Below are 21,461 nucleotides of genomic sequence, written 5' to 3'. Positions count from 1 at the left end.
CTACGAGATGTGAATTTAGTCACGACATTTGTATACCCATCATATCACGCCACGCCTTAAATAGCTAATACCAAGTTTAAGGTGACCTATAAAGCGAGAAGCCTCTCGGTCAATTCGCCGAGAGGCTTTTCGTTACAGCTACATAGCTATCTTACAGATCGAGATCTAGACCGAGATCAAGCACGATGTTCAGCATGCGGATGATGATCGCTACCGACTGATCGCGAGTTGCTGTATCGTTCGGTGCGAACTTACCAGCGCCGACACCGTTCACGATGCCCGCTTGGCTAAGCTGCTCGATGTCGGCAGCAGCCCAATGCCCGCTGATGTCGGAGAATTGCGATGCTCCGTTAGCCTCGCTCATGTTTAGCACACGAGCCAGAATTGCAGACATCTCAGCGCGTGTAATCTCTTGGTTAGGATTAAACGCTCCATTGCCTGTGCCGTTCACGACACCTGCACGATGCAATGCTCTGATATAGGCATCCGCCCAGTGACCATTGGTATCGGAGAAGGAACCTTCCTCACCTGTCGTATCAATCCCTAACGCACGAACGATCATCGCAGCGAATTGAGCCCGCGTTACATTGCTCGAACCTTTGAAATTGCCGTTAGGATTGCCTTCGACAATACCTAGCTGCGAAGCATATTCGATTGCTTTGGCAGCCCAATGCGTCTTCGGCACGTCGGAGAAGTTAATCGGCGAATTTGCCTGCAGTGCTTCCAGCAGTTTAGCCTTGATCCGCTCTGCGTTGGCGATGTCGCCGTTCAGTACCGGTTTCTCTGACGTTGGCGTCTCTGTTCCATCACCTGGATCTGTCTCAGAACCTTCAACAGGTGTGGTGCCTGGATTCGTCGGCGTCACTGGGATCGGTGTATATTGCGTCGTCACCGTAATCTTCAGTGTCGCAGATCCACCTTCGCTGAATAAGACGGTCAGGACATCACCATTCGACAGTGTTGCCAAATAGCTGTTCTTAATCGTAATCACTTGCTTGCCATCCGAAGTTGCCGCAGCGAGGCTGTAATCTGTGCTTGCAAGTGCGGTGTTGCCCTTCTTGATTCCGGTAAGCGTGTTGCCGTTTAATGTTGCCGTCACCGTGATGTCGGCTCTAGCATCCGTATAGTACGTTGCCGTTGCTGCCGATAGCGTAGAATTCTCTACCGTATAGAACGTATTTGGCACCGGAAGCTCCATAGCCTGAACCTCATCACGGATGTCTTCACCCAGGTAGAAGCTCAGATGCTCCGGTTGGTTGTACATTGCATTCTGCGAGTTCGCCGCCAGACGATACTGCGGATCATGCATCAGCGTGTAAATGACATTGTCCGTCGGAATATCCGTCGTGTAGATTCGGAGAGAGTTATTGTCGCTGGTGCGAACAAGAACCTCATCGCGCCAATCCCCGAAGATATCGGCGATCAGACTTGGATTCGCCTTCGTTCCGTTGTTGGAATAGGTTCCTGTCAACGCCTGAAGCGTTGTAAGCTCGCTGTTGCCGGTTACCACATCATAATTAAACTTCGTGATGGATGGCGCGCCTGTTGTCGTTGCGTTATCCGGTCCATCGAAGAACTCGCTGAGCAGGTCTCCGTCCCAATACAGAATAAAGTTAACAGGAGCCTTGTTAGCTACGCCAATGCCGCCGACATCGGTTGTAATAACCTCGCCGCTCAACATATTGTACATAGGCGTCTGTATACCCCACACCTCGAAACCTGGCAAAGGGGTTACATTCGCCGCAACGCCGCGTCCAACATCGCCCATGTTTGCTGCATACGTCCATACCGGCTCGCCTGTGGTGCCCTTCACCAAGGTTACATTGTTCGGAGGTCCCATTTCATGTGGCTGGAATACATAGATCTCGTCGCTGCCTGGAACCATTGCCCCTACATGCAGTGCGTCGCCGTGCCCTGCAGCGGCGGTTCCTCTTGTGCCGTCGGTGCTCCACAATAGCGTTCCGTCATGGTCTAAAGTGACGCCGCCAAGCACAACCTCGGAATAACCGTCATGATCCACGTCAGCAATCTGTAAGTTATGGTTGCCCTGATTACTGCCGGCGTTCCAATCTGCTAGCTTGAACGTCCAAACTTCCTCGATTTTACCGCCAATATACTGATAAGCTGCTGCATAATGCGGACCGTAGTGACCGCGTACCTCGATAATCGTAGGATAAGGCTCCGCGCCTTGTACGCCACCTTTAGGCATATAGGCTACCGCACCATTGAAGCGGTCGCTGCGGTTGTTGTTGGTGTCGCCCCAGTTGGGATTTATGCTATACGGTGCAAAATAATCATGAGTATCGATCGGTGCGCCGGTTTCGCCGTTGAATACCGTAATCGTTTCCGGCCCGGATGCAACTCGGCCAAGCGCCGTATTGTTGACAGCGTTACCCTTTGCCGGGTTTTGAAGACCGCCTACCCATACTGCATTAGCGTCTCCCAATACCCAAGCCGGCGTGTCTGTCAGATCATTGATCGTACCGTCTGCTTTCGGAAGGTATCCTCTCGTTCCGTCAGCTGTTTTAACCGTAAATTCTGCTTTGCCATCCTGGTCCAGATCATAGAAATTGAACGGGCTGTGATGCGCGCTGGACACGATATTGATGCCCAGATTGATTCTCCACAGCAGCTTGCCCTCAAGCGTATAGGCGTCGAATATCGTTTCGCCTGTGTGTCTGTTTGTAAGACCCGGGTCCTGAGCCTGTGAAGGATACCACTTCACAAGAATTTCATACTGTCCATCGCCGTTAACATCCGCTACGGAAGTGTCGTTAGCGGTATAGGTAATTGGATCCGCACTGGTTGTAGCTCCGTAAGCAACAGCAGGGTTTGTACGATCCGCCGGTCTCTGCAATGGAATATCAATATAATTGTTAGCCCAAGCCGTTGCGGATTGGCTAATTGCGCCGGTGCTTATCGTCTCTACTTCGTATTGGTCTCCAGCTTTACCGCTCGCGTCTACATAATCCAGTGCAGCAATCGGTGAGGTATTGACCTTAACGCCGTTTCTGTACACGTTAAAAGTCAAGCCCTTGTTATATTCTGAAGCGAGCAATCGCCATGTTACAAGGATGCCGCCTCCGCTATTCTTCGGAACCGCTACTACCCCTCTATCCAGCCACTCCATGGAGATCGGATCGGAAGTCGCTTTGCTCTTAGGGCGATTCTCGATGTAAAGCTTCGCTTTGACTCCCATTCGGTTGACTGCTACGCCCGGAACATTCGTAAGCGTTCCTACATAGGAGAATACGCCTTGTTTATTCGGATCGTAAACCAATGGCGCAGCTGGTGCGGCCCATGGCGCTTCCGTAAGTGCCCAAGTTACGTCTACATCGGCGGTACTTCCGTCCGCCAGCTTGACCTCAACTTTGGCCGGCAGATTAAGACCAGCCTCATCAGCTACATCTCCGATGTAAACCGTCTTATACCAGCTCTGCCATGTGTTGTTGTCTGCCGTTGCCGGACGCTCAGGCAAGAAGTCATACGGCACCACTTCTGTGATCGTGTCCGCTAAAGGCGGTTTAGTAAAGAAGTACAGATTATCAACGCCATTATCAACAACGCCGACGTTATTCCCGCCTGCACGCTCGCCTGTAAGAACGAAGGAGCTGATCTGGCTTCCCTCGAAAGGAATCGTCAGTACTGACGGCACCGCTTGCGCATTATCTCTCGGAACAAGGGAAACCGTAGCCTGCATCGTAGCAAAATCAAACTCTACGCCTACCTTATACCAGATATTAACCGTGTTATAAGAGAAAGCATGGTAACGGCCACTGTCCCAGAAATAAGTTGGTCCAGCTCCGGTTGGCCCTGGCAATGCCCCCGTGAATATGCCGATCGTTCTTGTGCCGTTGCTTCTAATGGTGCCTGTTCTTAAGCTCAGCAGCGTATTGGATCCATCTTGGAAGCTTAAGTTAAACGTATTCTGGTCGGTCGTAACCGCTGGAACCTTCCAGTCCAAATTCACATATACCTTACTGCCGGAAACCGCGTACGGCAGATCTCCCTTACCGCCGCGGTTGCCTGAGCCAGACGCGTCGAATCTGAAATAATTATTGATTTGAGGAGTGCTTTCTCTTTCAAGCTTATGGTATGTGCCGCCAGCAAATATCCATAGCGGGGTTGCATCGTCAGCGGAGAAATTGCTTCCGAATCGCTGCGTGTATCCTTGCGCTAGGAGGGCGGAAAAGTCCGGCGTAGGCTCCGTAATTGCCGGGACATATTTGACATTGATCGGCACGCTGCCCTTAATGGAACCATCCATATTAGACGTTGCCGTAAGAATAGCATCGCCTGCTCCAACACCCGTAACCGTCACGCTGTTATCTGGGTTTACGGCTATAGCAGCGATGGTATTGTCGCTGATCGACCATGTGAACGTCCGATCAGCTGCGTTAATAGGCATTGCAACCGCGCTGAACGTAGCGGAACGCTTGTCTGCAAGCGAACCTTCTCCATACTCCAAGTTAGCGGACGTTGGAGATACGTTAATTTCGGTTGGGTTAATGATCGGTTTGACGCCACCGGATGCTGCAGCCTTGAAAATGATATTATCAACGCGCATACCATAAGTGCTTTCATCCCAATCCACGCCGGTAACCGCGTTAAACCTTGCCCAGTTCTGCCCGCTTGCCCGGCTTGCGCCGATGCTTAAGCTGGTCAGCTCATCAGAGCCAATTGCTAGCGGCTGCGGCGAGGTATATACCAATGTACCGCCGTCCGTCACGCCAATTGATGCCTCTTGTCTCAGAAGATCGACATTGATGGTTGCTTTCAGTTTGGTCAGGCGCGGCACATTAGTTAGCGCGTTAGTAGCAGTTCCAATTACTGGAGCGTTGCTAGCCGCCATGTTGCCGGTGTAGAAGGATACGGTCGCCGGTGAGTTCGCATTCGTGCCGCCTCCGGCAGTTCGAAGGGTTACAAGTTGCTCCGTACCGTCGTTAAGGCGGACATCCAGCGAGTTTGCGCTAGGCCGGGTAATGTCAACCCACCAGTCAAAGGTTACCTCCACCTTATCTTTGCCGGTTAGATCATATTCGCCGCTATTAAGGGGAAGCGTCCACCAATAACTTGCTTGTTTGGCCGTGCTCGAATCGGCATCTATTCCTGGAGGCTGAACGCGAAGCACTTTGGAGTCAAAATCCGCTATCGAAATTGACCCCGTGCCTGTCGATGCCGGGGCACCGGTTACTGTGCCTAGCAGCTGCCCGTCTTCAAAATCCAATACATCGCCTACTTGTGTCAAAACGACAGGCGGAGTACCGCCGTCTCCTTCTGCGCCCAAAGCCAAAGTAGGCATAAGCGTTAATCCCATCGATACCGTGAGAAGCACAGACACGTACTTCTTAAGCCTTCTCTTCATTCACTTCACTCCTCGTAGCAAAGCATAAAGTTGAGAGTTGCCAGTCCCGCCGCAGAAAGCTCATTCTCCGATCACCCCATGAATAAAGCGCTTTCACATTGAAGTAAAGCGCTTACAGCATTTCCTTCACCTCGCTTTAATTTAGGGGTATACGCAACCAGATATAGATGTTCTTACCGTGACAAGGATATGTCTGGATTATAGTCTCTCGCCGAATTCGAGGTAAATCATGGCTATTGATTGCCGTTATCACTTTTGATTTTGTGTCAAAAATGATAGTTATAAGCAAAAGTGAAATCGCTTTCACTAGAAGCGCCTTGATGCCTGCAACATCTTGTAAATGCTTGGGGTATTCCTTCGCGCTTGCTAATAAATGAATAGAAACTTTACAGGTATCATTAGCCGACTGTATCGGAAATTTGTTTGATGCTTAAGGAAAGTCGAGGTGACAAACACAGGCGTATCAGGCTTTGCATCGTCACCTTGCACAATCTTGTACACCAACGAATATCCGATGCCAAATAAGTACTACTCGTCGGAATAACCCCCCAGTGCAGAAACGAAATGTTATGTTGAACACAAAATGAGTCAGGCCACTATTGAAAGTGACCTGACTCGTAGAGTTGATGCTAAGTTGTGATCTTGAACTACTTCATTGGATTTAAGCTATACATCGTTGCATCCGGGGAGTAAGCGAATAACTCGCCCGTGTACATGTCAACCAAATATCGATCCTCATACTCCACATACTCATCCGATACAATGAATCTGTAGAAACGAATGAATTGCGTACCGTCCGCTTCAACGGTCACGTCGCTGCCTACTTGTTTATGTACAATAGCCTGAGCAGACTGAACATCCAACACTTTCTCGCTTGCGTCATGTTTCTCCTCGACAGCAACTACCTGAGCGAAGCTCTCCCATTTGACGTCCGTGCCTAGTACTTGCGCAACGAAGCGAATCGGAACATAGCTGCGTCCATCGATAACCATAGCCGGTACATCAAGCTCGATAGACTCGCCATTGACATAGGCTTGCGTATTTCCGATCGTAAATTGTACGGTATCGTCACCGCTTTTGATAATGATAGGCTGACTCTTAGCTGTGAATTGAACAGTTGCATGAAGCTTTTCGCTGATGATCCGTATGGGAACGAGAACTCTGCCATCCTTATTTGCGGGCTGTGCATCAGTAATATACTTGCCGTTAATCATAAGGCGAAGTTCTAGTCCATTATCAGCGGAAGCAATACCGGCGAAACTCGTGGTGAACAACAATAGGCCTAACATCATTACCCACATCTTCATCATTGTTCTCAACTAGACACCATCCTTTCCCTGTTTGAACTCACTGCATAACTAATTCGCATCGCGAAAGAGGATCTGAATTTGCTTGCGCATAATCATCCTACTATATGTCTTCAATATAGTAATTCGAACCAGAGAACCAATTTATACATTTTGTTCCATTTCACTCTTTTGTTGCTCTTATAGATTCCCCGTCTCATGAAAAAAGCGAACCCCCTCGTATGGATTCCACGAGGAGGCTCTCTTCGCTTTGTGTTTGAAGCTGTTAGGTTAATGAGCATTTGCCGTTCCGGCAGGAGTCATTGTTTCGCCGCCTCTACCACCTGGCTTCTTATGTTTGAGTGCTTTGCGCAGCAGTGGGAGCAGGTAGTAGTCCAATCCATAGCGGCCTGCGTTAGTGCCTGCGAAGAGTACGATCACTCCGATAAGGACTAACCATGGGTTCGTATTCAACGTTCCGGCGAACATGAACATGAAGTTCATTAGGAGTCCGAAGAAGGCTGCCGCGGCGGTTAATCCCCCGAGAATCAATCCTGCGCCGACGAGGAATTCGCCGATCGGGATGATGATGTTAAAGAGCTTTACGTTCGGCAACGCGAAGTGCTCGATGAAGTATACAAAGTTCGGGTAAACCAGTTCATGCGTCGTTTTGTCGGCGATCGGGTTCGCGATTGCATTTTTCAGGAACCCAGCAGCATCGAATCCGCCCGTCAACTTGTGCCAGCCCCCTTCGATCCATTGGTAACCGAGGTAGACACGAACGAAGATCATAAGAATCGCAACGTATTTATTCGCCCTAATCCATGCTAACATGACAATCATCTCCGATTATTATTATTGTGATTTTTTTCACGTAAGTTTCTATAAAAAAGATAACCTTCGACTTACTCGATAAACTGGGATTGCCGAGAGGCTGGATCGCTCCGACCGAGAACGTTTCGCAAATGGATGTTTCATGATATATCCTTCCTTTCTTTGCTCTGCTATGTATCTCTTCTCCTTACACCTTTACTTTAGCATGCTTCGGCGGAAAAGAATGTGATTTAAATCACATCCTCTTAAATTATGATGTGTTGGCATCCCAGCTCTGTTCCCCCATTGCTCAAGGTTAAAACATGCGAAAGGCACCTCCACTTATTGGAGATGCCTTTGCTCTCTGTCGATATTGCTGCTTAAAACTTACTCCGCAGGATCAAAACGATTTGCTTCCGGATCGGTTACATCGTAACCGAAGACCTCAAGCGCCGGCCATAGCTCAGCAGGAATCGGGTAATTCGCGAGTTCTATCGTCTGGGCTACCCGTTCCGGTTTGGTCATGCCGATAACGGTGCTGGCAATCCGCGGATCGCGAAGGGAGAATTGAAGCGCCGCAGCGGCCAGCGGCACGTTATACTCCTGGCACACCTTTGCGAACGAACGCGCCCGTTCCAATACGGTTGTCGGAGCCTCGCTATAGGCGTACCGCGCATAGGCATCCGGACCCTTAGCCAATATGCCGCTGCCATAAGGCGCGCCGTTAATGACGGCGACGCCCATACGACTTGCAACATCAAGCAAGGGTTCGGCACATCGATTAAGCAGCGTATATCGATTATGCGTTTCTACAGCGCTGAACGCTCCAGTTTCGACATATCGAATCAGCATATCAATCGGACCGCCGGAAATACCAATGTTATCGATAACTCTTTTGTCGCGATAATCTCGCAGTACCTCTAGAGCACCACCGGGTCCCATAATATTTTCGAAGGTGGTATGTTCGGGATCGTGAATATAAACGTATTGCAGACGATCAAGACCTAAACGCTCGAGACTTCCTTCGATCGATCGTTTGATCTGTTCGCCGCTAAAGTCGCCGGTCGTCAAGTCGCGGTCGGCTTTAGTCGCCAATACGTAACCTGCCGGAAGTCCGCCGTTTGCTTGAATCGCTTTGCCGATTCTCCGCTCGCTCTCGCCATTGCCGTATGCTGCAGCCGTATCTAGAAAGTTGATCGAGCTCTCGAAGGCAGCACGAAGCGTGTCCAGCGCCTGTTCTTCCGGCACACCATATTGAAAGGTCTCCGGCATATCGCCAAGCGGTGCGGCTCCAATGCATAGCGGCGTTACGAGCAAACCGGTATTGCCAAGCGGCCGTTTGGATAATAGTGTGTTCGTCATTGTGTGGTCCTCGCTTTCATGAATGTTTAAATTATAGCGATACGCCCAAGAAACCGCGCGTCATTTGGAAATCGATATTGCCTTTCTGGTAGAGACGCGGCACATAAGTATGCTCCAATATCTGCTTGCTGCGCTCAAGAATTTGACTCACCCATAAATCTGGACTGCCCGAGAGCACCAGATCAAGATCTTCCTGATGGTTCTGCAGCATCGCCTGCTCCGTCGTCATTTGCAGCATCGGTACGAACGGATGCGTCTGCATCGGACGTTTGCCGACCAGCGCTATCACTAATTCTACTCCTGTAGCGGCGAGTCCCGTAATCGTTTCTACCCAATGCGTTGTAGGCGTCTCCATAATGTGGAGGCCATTGTTGCGGACATGTTCGCCATAGGAGATGGATGGACGAACTTGAGCCGCTGTAAATAAATGTTCACCGAATGCAGTCGCGGCAAGCAGTCCACTGTTCTCAGGTACGACGACCACGCCGCCAGTGCCTACAATCATCTTCGTTAGCTGCGCCAACTGCTCGCCAGCCTCTCCGGTAATAGCGCCGTCGCTTACGATCCCGATACGCAAACCTTCCAGACCAACCGTAACCTTCTCTGCAGATTCTGCTGCGGCCAATCGATCGGCAAACCATGCTTCGACCTTCTCGCTCACCTTGGCGATACCACCGTCAAGCTGGATGCTGGCATAACCGAGGCGGCTCGCATCGACGCCATGCACTTCCATCTGATGTCGCATATAATCGTTGTGCGTTTTCTCGCAGCCATGCTCCAGCAGCAAACAATGCTCCACCATCGGGTGCGTGATATAGCCGATCATCGTACGGGCAAACAGCGATTCCGCCGGACCTCCCGATGTACCGCAGCCCTCCGTGTGCGCCAATGTAACAAAACGCGAGAGATCAGACTGCCCTGCTCCTTGTTTGTTCAGACGCTGCGTGATCATGTTGGCTACCTGTCCGGCACATAGACTCGTCGGCACAATCAATCCGATATTGTCGCTGGACTGGCGATCGCGTTGTCGAGTAAAAGTAAATGCAATCGGGTCAGCCATCGTCACTGCATCATCTTGAATTTCAATCGGCGCCCCTGTCGGTACTGGAGCGTGCAGCAAGGTATCCAGCTGGCCTGCGTCGTTCTGCTGCCAGTTGCGCCAAATTTGCACCTGAGCATGGCCCGCCTTCTCGCCGACGCTTTGCTGGCCGGAAGCGATTTGGATCGCCAGTTCGAATACCTCTTGGCCCAGCTCATCCATCGACTTGCCTTCCAGATATTGTCCCGCATTCACGTCCATATCATTCGACAGCAATTGGAAACGGCGAGTCGTTGTAACCACCTTGACCGTCGGCACGTACGGGAAATTGGTGATCGAACCGTTACCCGTCGTAAAGAAGATCATGTTGCAGCCTGCAGCTACCTGACCGGCGATGCTCTCCAGGTCATTGCCAGGGCTGTCCATGAAATAGTAGCCGCCATCCTTCATAGGCTCCCCATACTCGGTAGCGTAATCGATCCGCGTTACGGGGTCTTTCTTCATGGCTGCGCCTATGGATTTGAGATAAATGTTGTACAAACCGCGATACATGTTACCGCCGGACGGGTTACCTTCCGCGCTGGTTCCGTGCCACGACGTGCGTTCCTTAAACCGATCTACAAGCTCAAGAAACTTGCGGGCGGTTTCCACATTGCGTACTTTCGAGAGAATGTATGGCTCTGCGCCGATCAATTCATCGGTCTCAGCCAAGCTAGCCGCGCCGCCGTAACGCACCAATTGTTCCGACACCCAGCCGAGCAGCGGATTCGCGGATACGCCGGAGAATGCGTCAGAACCGCCGCACTGCAATCCGATTCGCAAGTGACTGATGGATTCAGGCGTCCGCTGCATCGCATTAACGGTTGGCAGCCATTCCCGTACTAACGCTTCACCTTTAACCAATTCCTCGTCGAAGCTGTCTGTGAGCGACACGAACTTATGGAGCACATCATCGATCGGGTAGCCGTTCTCGCGCGCATAAGCCTCCACCATCTTGTTCGTGATCGATTCATTGCCATAATCGACAACCAATACGGCGCCAACGTTGGGGTTAGCGATAAACCCAGCTAGCGTACGAAGCAGCAATTCCGCGTTATTGGGATTCTCTGTGCCGCCTTCCGTATGCGCTGCTGGAACAATTCCGTCGACATTCGCATAGTTCTTGCATTCGTCTTGCAGACGAGCGGCAAGTGTCTTCACATAGCTGCCCGTGTGCGAAGTGGTGCCTAGCAGTACAATGTAGTTCCGGGTGCCGACCCCGCGATCGACATGGCGACGATACCCCATGAAAGTGCGCGTATCCTCGTAAGCTGGCGATGCTGACGCCGGCTGGAAGTTCTCCTCGTCCAGCACATAAGGATGAACTTGGTCCGCGAAGTTAGGCACGGGCGGCAATGCGAATGCCAAATTGCGTACGCTGAGCGCTTGCAGAACGGTTTCATTGATCACATAGTGACCGGGCTGAATCTGCTTAAGCGCTGCGCCGAAAGGCAATTCCCAAGACAGCAGCTCTTCCCCTGGAGCAATTGCTTTCACCGCGAATCGATGACCTTCCATAACCGTATAATCCAAGGCGAAGGATTGACCCTCGAACTGAATCACGGTACCGGAGTCCAACTGGCGAATCGCGACGGCGCAGTTATCCCCGGGCAAGGGAAGTCTGGCTACTTCTTCAAATTGATAAACAACGTTCATTTATCATTGGCTCCTTGTTGTCAGATTTTCAATGCCATCTCCTGCAGTTATCTTACTAGTGAGCAGTAATAAAATTATATCACTTATCCGCCCCGACGTGTGTCCTAACTGATAGTAGTAGTTTTCAGACTTAAGTCATTTTGTTCCAAAATCGTTCCTGCGTCTGTAAATTACGGCGAGTTCAGTGTATAAGGCATCCTTCGTTTAGGTGCTATTGCGTTGCCGTCAGGCATACTGCATCAACGCTGGTAATTACTTGTTCCGACTCTGACTAAAGCGCCTATGTTAAAATAGATGTGTTCATTCACATTGGAGGGTGACGCATCTATGAGCGACGTAACATTTTATCGAGACGAGGCATTGCCTTTCTTGGAAGCAAAGCGGTGTCGGAAGAGCGACTTAGCGTATCAGAAACATTTTCATGAGGAACACTCCATCGGATTAATAGATGAAGGCGAAACGCAGGCGTGGTGCGAGGGCTTGTTATGGCGTGTAGAATCGGGTAGAATGATCAACTTTCCTCCGCACATGCTCCATGCTTGCCAGCCTGCCGAGAATGCCGACTGGAAATACAAAATGTTGTTCATCAAACCGGAATGGTTCGAGCAAATCGAACTGCCTCCTATCAGTAGACTTCAATTTCCGTTTTTACTAGAGGACGGGAAGAACAAAGCTTGCAGGAAACTAATCAATCGAACCATGGAAACCCTTGTCCGCAATGAATCTTCCCTCGAGATTGAAACTTCGTTAATCGAGCTCGTGCACATGCTCATCGTTAAGCATGAATCCGACCTTGTTCACGAACCCTATGAGGCGTTGGAGCAGAAGTACGTCAAGCGAGTGAAGGAATACATTCATGCCCATTACAAGGACCGGATCACGCTCGAGAAGTTGGAGCAAGAGACAGGCGCCAGCCGTTATCACCTCATTCGATTGTTTAAGAAAAGCACGCACCTGCCTCCCCATGCTTATCAGAATCTGCTGCGCATCAATCGTGCCAAGATCGAACTGAGAAAACAGCGGCCTATCGCCGAAATCGCCGTTGATACCGGCTTTTATGATCAAAGTCATTTTACGAAAGCTTTTGCCCGAATAGTAGGTGCGACGCCTCAAACTTACGCGGTATCGATTTAGAAAAGAGCAATTTTATACAATCCTCTTCTTTCGTCTCGATTGTACACTGGGATAAGCGAACAAGAGGAGGACTACGAGATGACCAAAGTTGATTTAGAAAAGCAGTTCACAGAAACGATGAAATCCATTGCAAGGCGAGCGGATTTGAAGGCTTACGTCGAGCAGACGCCATCCATATTCCATATGCTGCAACGTGCTGCGGCTAAGTATGTAACGGGAGAAGATAGATCAGCCGGTCTTGAAGCTGGACGCAGGCTGATTAATAAGGGATATGCGGTTTCCTTAGAATACATTGGTGAAAACGCGACCGATGTCCAGTCTTGTGAAGCGGCGCTACTGGAAATGAAGCAGCTCATTCAGAATCTGGCTGAACGCGGAATAGCCGCTCGCGTGTCGTTCGACCTTTCCCACATCGGTTTATCGGTAGACGACGCTTTAGCGTTCAAGCAGTTGGCGGCCTTGGGTGACCAGACCCAGCAGACTGATATCGAATTATTTATCAGCATGGAGGAATCCGCCAAAACGGAAGCGATTCTTGCGATCTATGAACGCGCGGCAGCCATCTATCCGAACATTGGCATCACATTGCAAGCGCAGCTGCACCGCACAACGCAGTACATGAATGACTTGCAGGCTGAACCTAGACGTTTACGCCTTGTGAAAGGGGCCTATCAAGAGCCGGAACAACTGGCGATTTCACGTTCGGACGCTCTCAATGAACGCTATTTGCATCTCTTGGAGCAATCCATCGATAGAGGGCATCGCGTATCAATCGCCACCCATGACGAGCGCATCGTAGATGAGGTGATCAATCGGGGATGGGCCCTGAAGCCGGGGGTAGAATTCGAAATGTTATACGGGATTCGGCCGGATTTGAGCAGCAAGCTGAGGAAGGCAGGCTACCCCGTTCGCATTTATCTAACCTATGGCCATGAGTGGTATTTGTATCTTTGCCATAGGATCGCCGAGTATCCGCCAAATTTATATCAAGCCGTTATCGACATCGCGTCTGACAGACCGGTTGATTCTGTTGTGGATTACGAATAATAGCGAGCGTACAACGTCGATGAAAAACATTAACCACGATCCCATGCGATCGTGGTTTTTACTGATGTCCAACGATCACTTGTATCCGTTCACTAAATGGTGGTAATTGGCTTTCAGAATACGATAAAATAACTTCATTCTGTTCGGCGCAGAAAGTTTCTTTTCTCTGAAATAAGAGAATGCCGAACGACTTCCTCGCTTCGTGTTGCACTCCATGCAAGCAGCGAGTAAGTTATGAGGCTTATCTGAGCCGCCTTTGCTTGAGGGAATAATATGATCGACCGTCGTTCCGGGGAGTCCACACCATAAGCATGTGTAATGATCCCGTTTCAACGCAGCTTTTCGATAATCACGATATAAGAATGGGTTGTACAGCAATTGGATGGTCTGCTCGTCTATCCATATGGCTCGTGCCCGGTTCACTTCCCTCCAAGCTCGATCAAGCACGCATGGGGTAAGTTCTTGGCCATCCACATTTAGAACGTTGATCATCATCATCCAATGCCTCCCAGCGTTACTCGTTCAGAAAAGATCCTATGCTTAGGATTCCTTCGATGCGATGCGGCTACTCTTGAAGTGCAGATCAATTCTGTGGAAACAGCAAAAATCCACTACCTCATGCGGCAGTGGATTTGCTCATCTTTTCTTAGCCCGATATTGTTGAGGCGTGACGCCGACGACTCTCTTGAACAGGTTGGAGAAACTCCCGAGGCTTGCATAGCCCACTTTCTCCGCAATATCGCTAATCTTGTATTCCGTCTCCTCCAGCATCCGCCGCGCTTCCTGGATCCGTTCTTGAATGATGGCGTCCGATAAAGACAGTCCCGTCTCCTTCTTGAACATCCGCGATAAGTATGCGGGATTCAAGTAGACATGCGCTGCCAGCTCCTCCCGAGTAATTTCCTCGCCGATGCGCGAACGCACGTATTGTCTGATCTTGGCCACGACGGTGGAGGACACGCATTGGCTCGTCTGTAGAAGCCGAACGGCCGACCTGAAGCACTCCCTTGTCCAATCCTTCAAGGCAATCGAATGTTTCGGGTAATTTTCTTTGTCCGTCAGTTGCTTTAACTCCGCCGACTCATGCAGAGATAGCCCCTTCTTGGCCAACACGGCATGGATAACAAATAGAACGCCATGAATAAGCTGGCGATGAGACTCCTCCGTCCAGCCGTCCGTTTTCCCCTCGCCGAACCATTGTCTGACGCGCCGGTCCAGCTCCTCTAATTCGCCGAGTTCCAGTACGGTTGCCCATTCCGTGAATACGTATAAAGGCGCTGCGGCCGGCATCTGCTGCTTAGTGTCATGCATAAGCGCCTTCTCGGGCGTAAACACTTGCCGGGAACGTCGGATGTTCCGCTGCTCCCTCTCCGTTACGTAAGCGTAGGCCCCGACAATTTCCGGCAGCATTACCGGCGGGCTAATATAAATGGACATGGAGCAATGAAGGAGCCGTTCGCACTCGCTAAGAAATTGCCGACAATTATGTTCAAGCGCACCGCCCACGGGAGCGCCGTCATTCCTTTCATAGACGATCGCTAGATTCAAGCTTGCATGGTCCTGAAAGACGACGCCCTCCAACCCGCGAAGCACCAACTCCCCGGCCAGATTGCGGAGTGCGTATTCCATAATGGCTTCATCCCGCGCGCTCAGGTTCTCTTTCCATTGCTCCAAGCCCATGAGCATAAGAATATAACGGTCGCCGGGCCGAAGCTCCAAGCCGTATATCTCCGCCGATCTTTGCAGCGAAGTGGGATGCAGCGAAGAGCGCTGGCTAAGAATGTCCTGCCAGAAGCGCTCGACTAGAAGCGGCAGCTGGTGATCCCATTTTCTCTGATACCCCTGCATCAGCAGCTCGAACTTCCGTTGCTCTTGCTGTCTGCGAACTTCGGCTAGCGCTTCCGAAGCTGCTTTATTCAATTGCTCATAGTCGACAGGCTTCAACAAGTAATGGAAGGCGCCGAGGTGAAGAGCCCGCTGTGCGTATTCGAAATCCGCATGGCATGTGAGCATGATCGTTACTGTATTGGGCGAGTGCTTCTCTGCCCAAGCGAGTAAATCCAGTCCGTTCTTTCCAGGCATTTCGATATCGCAAATCAATAGATCGACAGCATGCTGCTCGAGCACCTCGACCGCATTCTCCACGTTCTCCGCAAGACGAACGTCATCCACGCCAAGCACTTGCCAATTCACGCCTTGCTTCAGCCCCATTAAAGCAAAGTATTGGTCATCGACAATTAGTACCCGATACATACGAAGCTCCCGACCTCCCTGTTATCGGCAATTTCAGCTCCACGACTCCTCCGCCCTCGGGATCGTTGACGAAAGTGAGAGCAGCTTGTTCCCTATAAAACATCGTTAATCGTCTACGCACGTTCCATATTCCGAGCTGGCGGTCCGTCGGCTCTTTCTCGTACAAGCCGCCGTTCAACTGCTCGAGCTGCTGTTTATTAAAACCCGGTCCGGTATCGCTAATCCGAATGAATGCGTAAGGTACACCGTCTTTCCCGGTTTCCACGTTCACCGCGATGGACACGGCAAACGGTTTGACGTTATTTACGAAGCCATGCTTTATCGCATTCTCCACGAAAGGCTGCACCAGCAGCGGCGGAACGAGTATTTGCTCGAATTCCTTCGGGAACTGCTCGTGAAAGCTCAGCCTGTCCGGGTACATGACCATTTGAATCTCCATATAATTACGAATATGATTCATTTCCCCCGATAACTCGATCCATGTATCGTTAGTGCTCATGATGAATCTGAAATAAGAAACGAGATGGCCGATCATCTTCTTGATGATGGCGTACTTCTGCAGATCCACCAAATGATAGACGATGTTCAAGGAGTTCATGAAAAAATGCGGATTAATCTGCGCTTGAAGATGTTTCAGCTCCGCTTGCTGCACCTTCATTTGCTCTTCGTAGATGTCGATCTTGAGATCGCCGATTTGTTCGGCCATCCGGTTGAACTGTTCCGTTATTAATTGAAACTCCTTAGACTTGCCTTCCTTCAGCCGGTATTCCAGCTGCCCCTTGCCAAGAATACGCATCCCGCTCGCCAAGGCATAAATCGGCTTGAAGACGAGCCGGCTCAAGAGAATCAACAGAATAGCAAGAACGACGATAACGGCTATGGGGATCCCCTTAATAACGCGTTGGAACAGCGGCAATTCGTCCAGCAACGACTTCTCGTCCAACAGAATGAATACGCTCAGATCCGAGAAGAGAGACGGCTTGCCAACGAACAGATAGTCGTTGCCGTCTGCCAGTCGTATCGAATCGCTGGCGCGATTCGACGGGTGGTCCAGAAGGCCGCGGATTCCGGTAAGATCCCGATCCGTAAATTCCCCCCACAGCAAATGGCTGTCCTTTGAGATGATGCCGATCTTCTCGTCGCTGCGCGCGGACTCCAACTGCGTCAAAGGCTGTGCCAACGCATCGATGCTGATGAGCGCGCCGATGAGCAGCCTTCCGCTCTTATCCGGCAACGCCTTATAGAGCACAGGCTCGCCCCCAACGTTAACGATCTCCCAGTTCTGGGTTGTTGGATACCGGGATGACGCCAGTCTAGACGAAAGCCCTGATCGAATGACGTCCTTTTCGTGGTAATATTCCTTTTGGCTGCTTAAGTACAACTCATCCCGCTCCTGATGATAAACAAACACTGTGCGGATAATCGAGTAGTAGCTGACATCGCTGTACCACTGATCCATTAACTTTCTCAAGGACACGTAATAGCTGACGCTGTCCGGATCGCTTTCCGAATACAGCTCGAGCAAAACGCTTTCATTGGCCGTGCGCGTCAAATACGTGCTGGTTTGCTCCAACAGCTCATCGAGAGAACCCAAATGAAGGGACAGCGTGTCCGATGCCGAGTTTGCTACTTTCTCGCGAATGACGTTCGCGGAATAAATATTGGTATAGTACAAAAACAAAAATAAAGGCAGAACGAGAAGCAGAACGAGAGCGCTTACTTTGAATCGCAATGATAGTCTCACAATCTCTCTCCTCCGCCTGTTCTAGATGCACGCGAATGGCATGAAAGGGGGAAGACCCGTTTCGTCTCCCCCCTTGCCTATTTAGGACTGTTTCGCTTTCCACTCATCGTACTGCTTTTGCGCTTCCGCGACAATTTTCTCGATGCCGTTCGCTTTGAGCTTAGCGTTGTACTCGGCAATCACCTTGTCGGTGTCCAAGCTGCCCGTCTCCAGAATCGGACGGTATTCCTTGATGATATTGTTGACAACCGACACTTCCGTTTTGACGGGGTCGGTGTTGAAGCTGAAGCCGAACGACTTGACCTTATGAGCCCGATCGTTGTACGCCTTGAATTTCTCCCATTTGTCCGCGCTTTCGCCTTCCCACAAGTACGTCAGCATCTGGTTGCCGAACATCCACTCGACGCCCGGTGCCCAGCCCGTATCCGTACGTGTCGCAACGCCGTCCGGCAGCTTGATGAAGTTGTCTTGGCCGTCCACCTTCACGTATTGTCTGCCTTCCACGCCGAAGTCGATCAGATTGATCAATGTCTTGTCGGTATGGAGCAGGTTCAGCAGCATCATCGTCCGTTCCGGATCTACAGAGGTCCGGCCGATCGCCATCATCGAGTTACTGATGCTGGCGGTGCTGAGCTCAGGATCGTTCCCGACGAGCTTGACCAGCGCGACGCCGGTGGCTAGGGAATCTTCCTTGTCGGAATCCGGCTTATCCGAACCGAACTTCATCCAGGTCTTGCCGGCTTTCAGCGCGTCTTCCGCACTCGTCTTGGTCGTGGCGGCATCCTTGTTGATATAGCCCTTCTTGAACCAATCGTTATAGAGATTCAGACGATAGATCGTCGCCTCGGAATCCATCGTATTCACGATCATTTTATCCGTCTTCGTATCAAGTACGATACCGGCCGGCGCTCCGATGACAAGCTCGTAACGGAAGTTTTCCTCCATGCTCTTCTTGGTTTTGTCGAAGTAAGAGAGCGTGTCGGATCCGCTGCCCGACAGCCATATCGGAGAAAGACCAGGCTCGTTCTTCTTGATGGTTTCCAGCCACGGTTCCAGGTCCTCCAGCGTATGGATGCTGTTAATATCGAAGCCGTACTTGTCGACTAAATCTTTGCGCAGCATAATGGTATGGCTTTCACCAATTTCCTTGTTCGTCGGAATCGCATAGATCTTGCCGTCGACCTTGCCGCCTTCGAGGAATCGAGGGTCCAGCGAGTCCGTGATGCCTTGTCCATACTTAGCCAACAGCTCGTCTAGCGGCAGGAATGCGCCTTTTGCCACGTTATTGGCGAAATCCCCCCAGCTCGGGGCGAACGTCAAATCGACCTGTTCTCCCGACTGATAAGACAGTGCCATCTTCTCCGACCAGGATGACCAAGGGAGACCTTGGAAATCGATCTCCGCATTGATTTTTTCTTTCAAATATTTATTGATTTCCTCTATGACCGCTTTGCTGTCGGGCTGAGGGAAGTTCCCTACCGTATACACTTTAAGCTTGCGGAACTTGGCAATATCGGGATTGCCGGCATCGGTACTAGCTGCCTTGTCTTGTTCATTCACAGAACCGGAAGGTTGTGCGCCTTTATTGTCGTCTTTGTCGCTATTGCCGTTATTGCTCCCGCAACCGGAAACCACTAACGCCAACACGCCCAGCAAAGCAAGCGCAGTGCTCCACCTTTTCGCTGCCTTCATTTTGTCGTGCCCCCTAGTCATATTATTGTATATTCTAACCGGCAAATTTGCCAGAGTTAGACAGCTTTAGCCTTTGATGGCCCCGATCGTCAGACCCTTCGTGAAATACTTCTGGAAGAAAGGATAGACGAATAGAATCGGACCGATCGAGACGACCACCATCGCCATGCGGAGACTTTCCGTCGGAACCGCTTGTTGAATCAATAAGCCGACCCCGGTTCCCGCCAACTGAGTCTTGAAGAACTCCGCCTGGCGAATCATCTGGATCATGACATACTGCAAAGAGTACTTGTCGGTATCGTTAATGAACAGCAAAGAATTGAACCAATCGTTCCAATAGATCAGCGTCGTGAACAATCCGATTGTCGCCAGCACCGGCAGCGAGATCGGAATGACCAGCTGGAAGAAAATCCGCCACTCCGATGCGCCGTCCAGCTTCCCCGACTCAATCATTTCCTCCGGTACGGTCTGTTGGAAGAATGTTCTCGTGATAAAAATATAGAAGGCGTTGGATAGGCCGGGAAGAATAAGCGCAATCAGCGAATCTCTAAGGTGCAAATAATTGGTATATAGCAAATAAAACGGAACGAGCCCACCGGAGAACAGCATCGTAATGAGCAGGTACATATTGAATGCCCGTTTGAACGGAAAGTCCTTGCGATAGATCGGATAGGCATACAACGCGGTTAACAGGACCGCCAGTACGGTTCCGACAAGCGTGACGGTCAATGTAACGCCGTAGGCTTTGATCAGCGTCGTCGAATTCGTAAACAGATAGTGATAAGAAGACGTATCAAATCGTTCAGGCCAGAACTTATAGCCACTGAGCGTTAACCGTTTCTCGTCGGACAGCGAGATGGCGACGATCAGAAATATCGGAAGGATGCACACCAGGCTCATTACGATAAAGAAGAAATGGATAACCAAATTCGCCGTTCTGGGCAATGTTTGATAGGGCTTCGCATTGTTTGCTTTCGTCATTACAATTCTCCTTTAGAATAGCGCTGTCTCACGGTTCAGTCTTCGTGCTAGTGCATTGGCTCCAAGAACAAGGAAGAAGCCGACAACGGACTGATAGAAATTCGCGGCGGAGGACATCCCCAAATCGTTGAGCTGAATCAGCCCCCGGTATACGAACGTATCAATGACATCCGTCGTGGAGCGCAGCGCGCCGGAGTCGAGCGTTACATGGTAGAACAGACCGAAGTCGGAGCGGAAGATGCCGCCCAGATTCAGAATCGTCAGGATGACCATCACGGGGGTCAAGAGCGGAATCGTAATTCTTGTAATCTGCTGCCATTTACCGGCTCCATCCATGACGGCAGCTTCATACAGTTCCTCGCTGATGCCGGTAATTGCCGCCAAATAGATGACGCTTCCGATACCGACGGAATGCCACATCTTCGTCAGCCACAGAATGTATGGCCACGCTTGCGGATGCATGTAAGGGTTAACCGAGTCGTAGCCGAATAGAGGCAGCACATGCTTGACTACAAATCCGTATTCCGGATGCAAGAAGGCATAGACGATGTAGCTAACGACGACCATGGACAGAAAATTCGGCATAATCATGACCGTCTGATAAAATTTCGATGCGAATCTGGCTCGCACTTCATTCACGGCGATTGCGACTGCGACGGAGAGTAAGAGGCCGGATATGATGAAGACGACGTTGTAGGCGATTGTATTAACCGTTACGCGCCAAGCATCCGAAGTGGCGAAGAGAAAGCGGAAGTTATCCAGCCCCACCCACGGACTTCCAAGAATTCCGTCGACGTAGTTGATATCCTTGAAAGCAATAATGACGCCGAACATCGGAATATAGCAATTGAGCAAGAACACGATCGTAGTCGGCAAAAGCATAAGCAGCAGTACGCGGTACCTCACGACGTTGCGCGCGAACCGAGCGATGCCGCTCTGTCGCCTCGACTGGACGGTAGAATTTGAAACATTCGCGATAGAAGGATTAGTCATGGCACATACCTCGTTAGATTCATCAGGATTATGACCTCATTATATCGGCTGGCCCCG

At 50.6% G+C, this 21,461-nt stretch carries 13 protein-coding genes; 2 read left to right on the top strand and 11 right to left on the bottom strand.

Features of this window, described 5'->3' with window-relative positions:
• Positions 1 to 151: 151 nt before the first annotated feature.
• The 5 genes from SBI19_RS11530 to SBI19_RS11510 form a co-directional block, all read right to left on the bottom strand.
• Complete coding sequence (locus SBI19_RS11530) at positions 152 to 5,365, bottom strand: rhamnogalacturonan lyase family protein (RefSeq protein WP_317968157.1); 5,214 nt, start codon at positions 5,363 to 5,365, stop codon at positions 152 to 154.
• Positions 5,366 to 6,012: 647 nt separating this feature from the next.
• Complete coding sequence (locus SBI19_RS11525; RefSeq protein ID WP_317968271.1) at positions 6,013 to 6,675, bottom strand: copper amine oxidase N-terminal domain-containing protein; 663 nt, start codon at positions 6,673 to 6,675, stop codon at positions 6,013 to 6,015.
• Positions 6,676 to 6,942: 267 nt separating this feature from the next.
• Positions 6,943 to 7,485, bottom strand: coding sequence for a DoxX family protein (locus SBI19_RS11520; protein WP_317968155.1), 543 nt, complete (start codon positions 7,483 to 7,485; stop codon positions 6,943 to 6,945).
• A gap of 366 nt (positions 7,486 to 7,851) precedes the next feature.
• Positions 7,852 to 8,826, bottom strand: coding sequence for an aldo/keto reductase (locus SBI19_RS11515; RefSeq protein ID WP_317968153.1), 975 nt, complete (start codon positions 8,824 to 8,826; stop codon positions 7,852 to 7,854).
• A 31-nt stretch (positions 8,827 to 8,857) separates the two neighbouring features.
• On the bottom strand, positions 8,858 to 11,560 hold the full coding sequence (locus SBI19_RS11510) for a UxaA family hydrolase (protein ID WP_317968151.1): 2,703 nt from the start codon (positions 11,558 to 11,560) through the stop codon (positions 8,858 to 8,860).
• Positions 11,561 to 11,887: 327 nt separating this feature from the next.
• Here SBI19_RS11510 and SBI19_RS11505 point away from each other — a divergent pair, with 327 nt between their 5' ends.
• Together SBI19_RS11505 and SBI19_RS11500 are read left to right on the top strand one after the other, a co-directional pair.
• A complete protein-coding gene (locus SBI19_RS11505; protein ID WP_317968149.1) occupies positions 11,888 to 12,694 on the top strand; it encodes an AraC family transcriptional regulator in 807 nt (268 codons plus the stop codon).
• 78 nt (positions 12,695 to 12,772) lie between these two features.
• Positions 12,773 to 13,741, top strand: coding sequence for a proline dehydrogenase family protein (locus SBI19_RS11500; RefSeq protein WP_317968147.1), 969 nt, complete (start codon positions 12,773 to 12,775; stop codon positions 13,739 to 13,741).
• Positions 13,742 to 13,816: 75 nt separating this feature from the next.
• Here the strand turns inward: SBI19_RS11500 and SBI19_RS11495 are convergent, their stop codons facing one another.
• From SBI19_RS11495 to SBI19_RS11470, 6 genes are all read right to left on the bottom strand, one after another.
• Positions 13,817 to 14,239 (bottom strand): HNH endonuclease, encoded by a 423-nt coding sequence (locus SBI19_RS11495; protein WP_317968145.1) that lies wholly within the window; start codon positions 14,237 to 14,239, stop codon positions 13,817 to 13,819.
• Between the two features lie 138 nt (positions 14,240 to 14,377).
• The gene (locus SBI19_RS11490) at positions 14,378 to 15,994 is read right to left on the bottom strand and encodes a response regulator (protein ID WP_317968143.1); all 1,617 of its coding nucleotides are present in this window, start codon (positions 15,992 to 15,994) and stop codon (positions 14,378 to 14,380) included.
• Positions 15,969 to 17,738 carry a sensor histidine kinase gene (locus tag SBI19_RS11485; protein WP_317968141.1) on the bottom strand — a complete coding sequence of 590 codons (1,770 nt, stop codon included), beginning with the start codon at positions 17,736 to 17,738 and terminating at the stop codon, positions 15,969 to 15,971. Before SBI19_RS11485 ends, SBI19_RS11490 begins: the two co-directional genes overlap by 26 nt.
• Positions 17,739 to 17,819: 81 nt before the next feature.
• Positions 17,820 to 19,430 (bottom strand): ABC transporter substrate-binding protein, encoded by a 1,611-nt coding sequence (locus tag SBI19_RS11480; protein WP_317968139.1) that lies wholly within the window; start codon positions 19,428 to 19,430, stop codon positions 17,820 to 17,822.
• Positions 19,431 to 19,496: 66 nt separating this feature from the next.
• Positions 19,497 to 20,411 carry a carbohydrate ABC transporter permease gene (locus tag SBI19_RS11475; protein WP_317968137.1) on the bottom strand — a complete coding sequence of 305 codons (915 nt, stop codon included), beginning with the start codon at positions 20,409 to 20,411 and terminating at the stop codon, positions 19,497 to 19,499.
• Positions 20,412 to 20,423: 12 nt separating this feature from the next.
• Complete coding sequence (locus SBI19_RS11470) at positions 20,424 to 21,404, bottom strand: ABC transporter permease (RefSeq protein WP_317968135.1); 981 nt, start codon at positions 21,402 to 21,404, stop codon at positions 20,424 to 20,426.
• Between the last annotated feature and the right edge of the window lie 57 nt (positions 21,405 to 21,461).

Origin of the sequence: Paenibacillus sp. CCS19, assembly GCF_033239625.1 — a bacterium.
Classification (GTDB): domain Bacteria; phylum Bacillota; class Bacilli; order Paenibacillales; family Paenibacillaceae; genus Paenibacillus_T.
This window is presented reverse-complemented; position numbering and strand designations above follow the sequence as displayed.

Excerpts from the sequence above, each read along its gene's own strand:
- SBI19_RS11510 (WP_317968151.1), bottom strand. The coding sequence starts at position 11,560 with ATGAACGTTGTTTATCAATTTGAAGAAGTAGCCAGACTTCCCTTGCCC.
- SBI19_RS11470 (WP_317968135.1), bottom strand. The coding sequence starts at position 21,404 with ATGACTAATCCTTCTATCGCGAATGTTTCAAATTCTACCGTCCAGTCG.
- SBI19_RS11505 (WP_317968149.1), top strand. The coding sequence starts at position 11,888 with ATGAGCGACGTAACATTTTATCGAGACGAGGCATTGCCTTTCTTGGAA.
- SBI19_RS11530 (WP_317968157.1), bottom strand. The coding sequence starts at position 5,365 with ATGAAGAGAAGGCTTAAGAAGTACGTGTCTGTGCTTCTCACGGTATCG.
- SBI19_RS11490 (WP_317968143.1), bottom strand. The coding sequence starts at position 15,994 with ATGTATCGGGTACTAATTGTCGATGACCAATACTTTGCTTTAATGGGG.
- SBI19_RS11520 (WP_317968155.1), bottom strand. The coding sequence starts at position 7,485 with ATGTTAGCATGGATTAGGGCGAATAAATACGTTGCGATTCTTATGATC.
- SBI19_RS11475 (WP_317968137.1), bottom strand. The coding sequence starts at position 20,411 with ATGACGAAAGCAAACAATGCGAAGCCCTATCAAACATTGCCCAGAACG.
- SBI19_RS11525 (WP_317968271.1), bottom strand. The coding sequence starts at position 6,675 with ATGATGAAGATGTGGGTAATGATGTTAGGCCTATTGTTGTTCACCACG.
- SBI19_RS11515 (WP_317968153.1), bottom strand. The coding sequence starts at position 8,826 with ATGACGAACACACTATTATCCAAACGGCCGCTTGGCAATACCGGTTTG.
- SBI19_RS11480 (WP_317968139.1), bottom strand. The coding sequence starts at position 19,430 with ATGAAGGCAGCGAAAAGGTGGAGCACTGCGCTTGCTTTGCTGGGCGTG.
- SBI19_RS11495 (WP_317968145.1), bottom strand. The coding sequence starts at position 14,239 with ATGATGATGATCAACGTTCTAAATGTGGATGGCCAAGAACTTACCCCA.
- SBI19_RS11500 (WP_317968147.1), top strand. The coding sequence starts at position 12,773 with ATGACCAAAGTTGATTTAGAAAAGCAGTTCACAGAAACGATGAAATCC.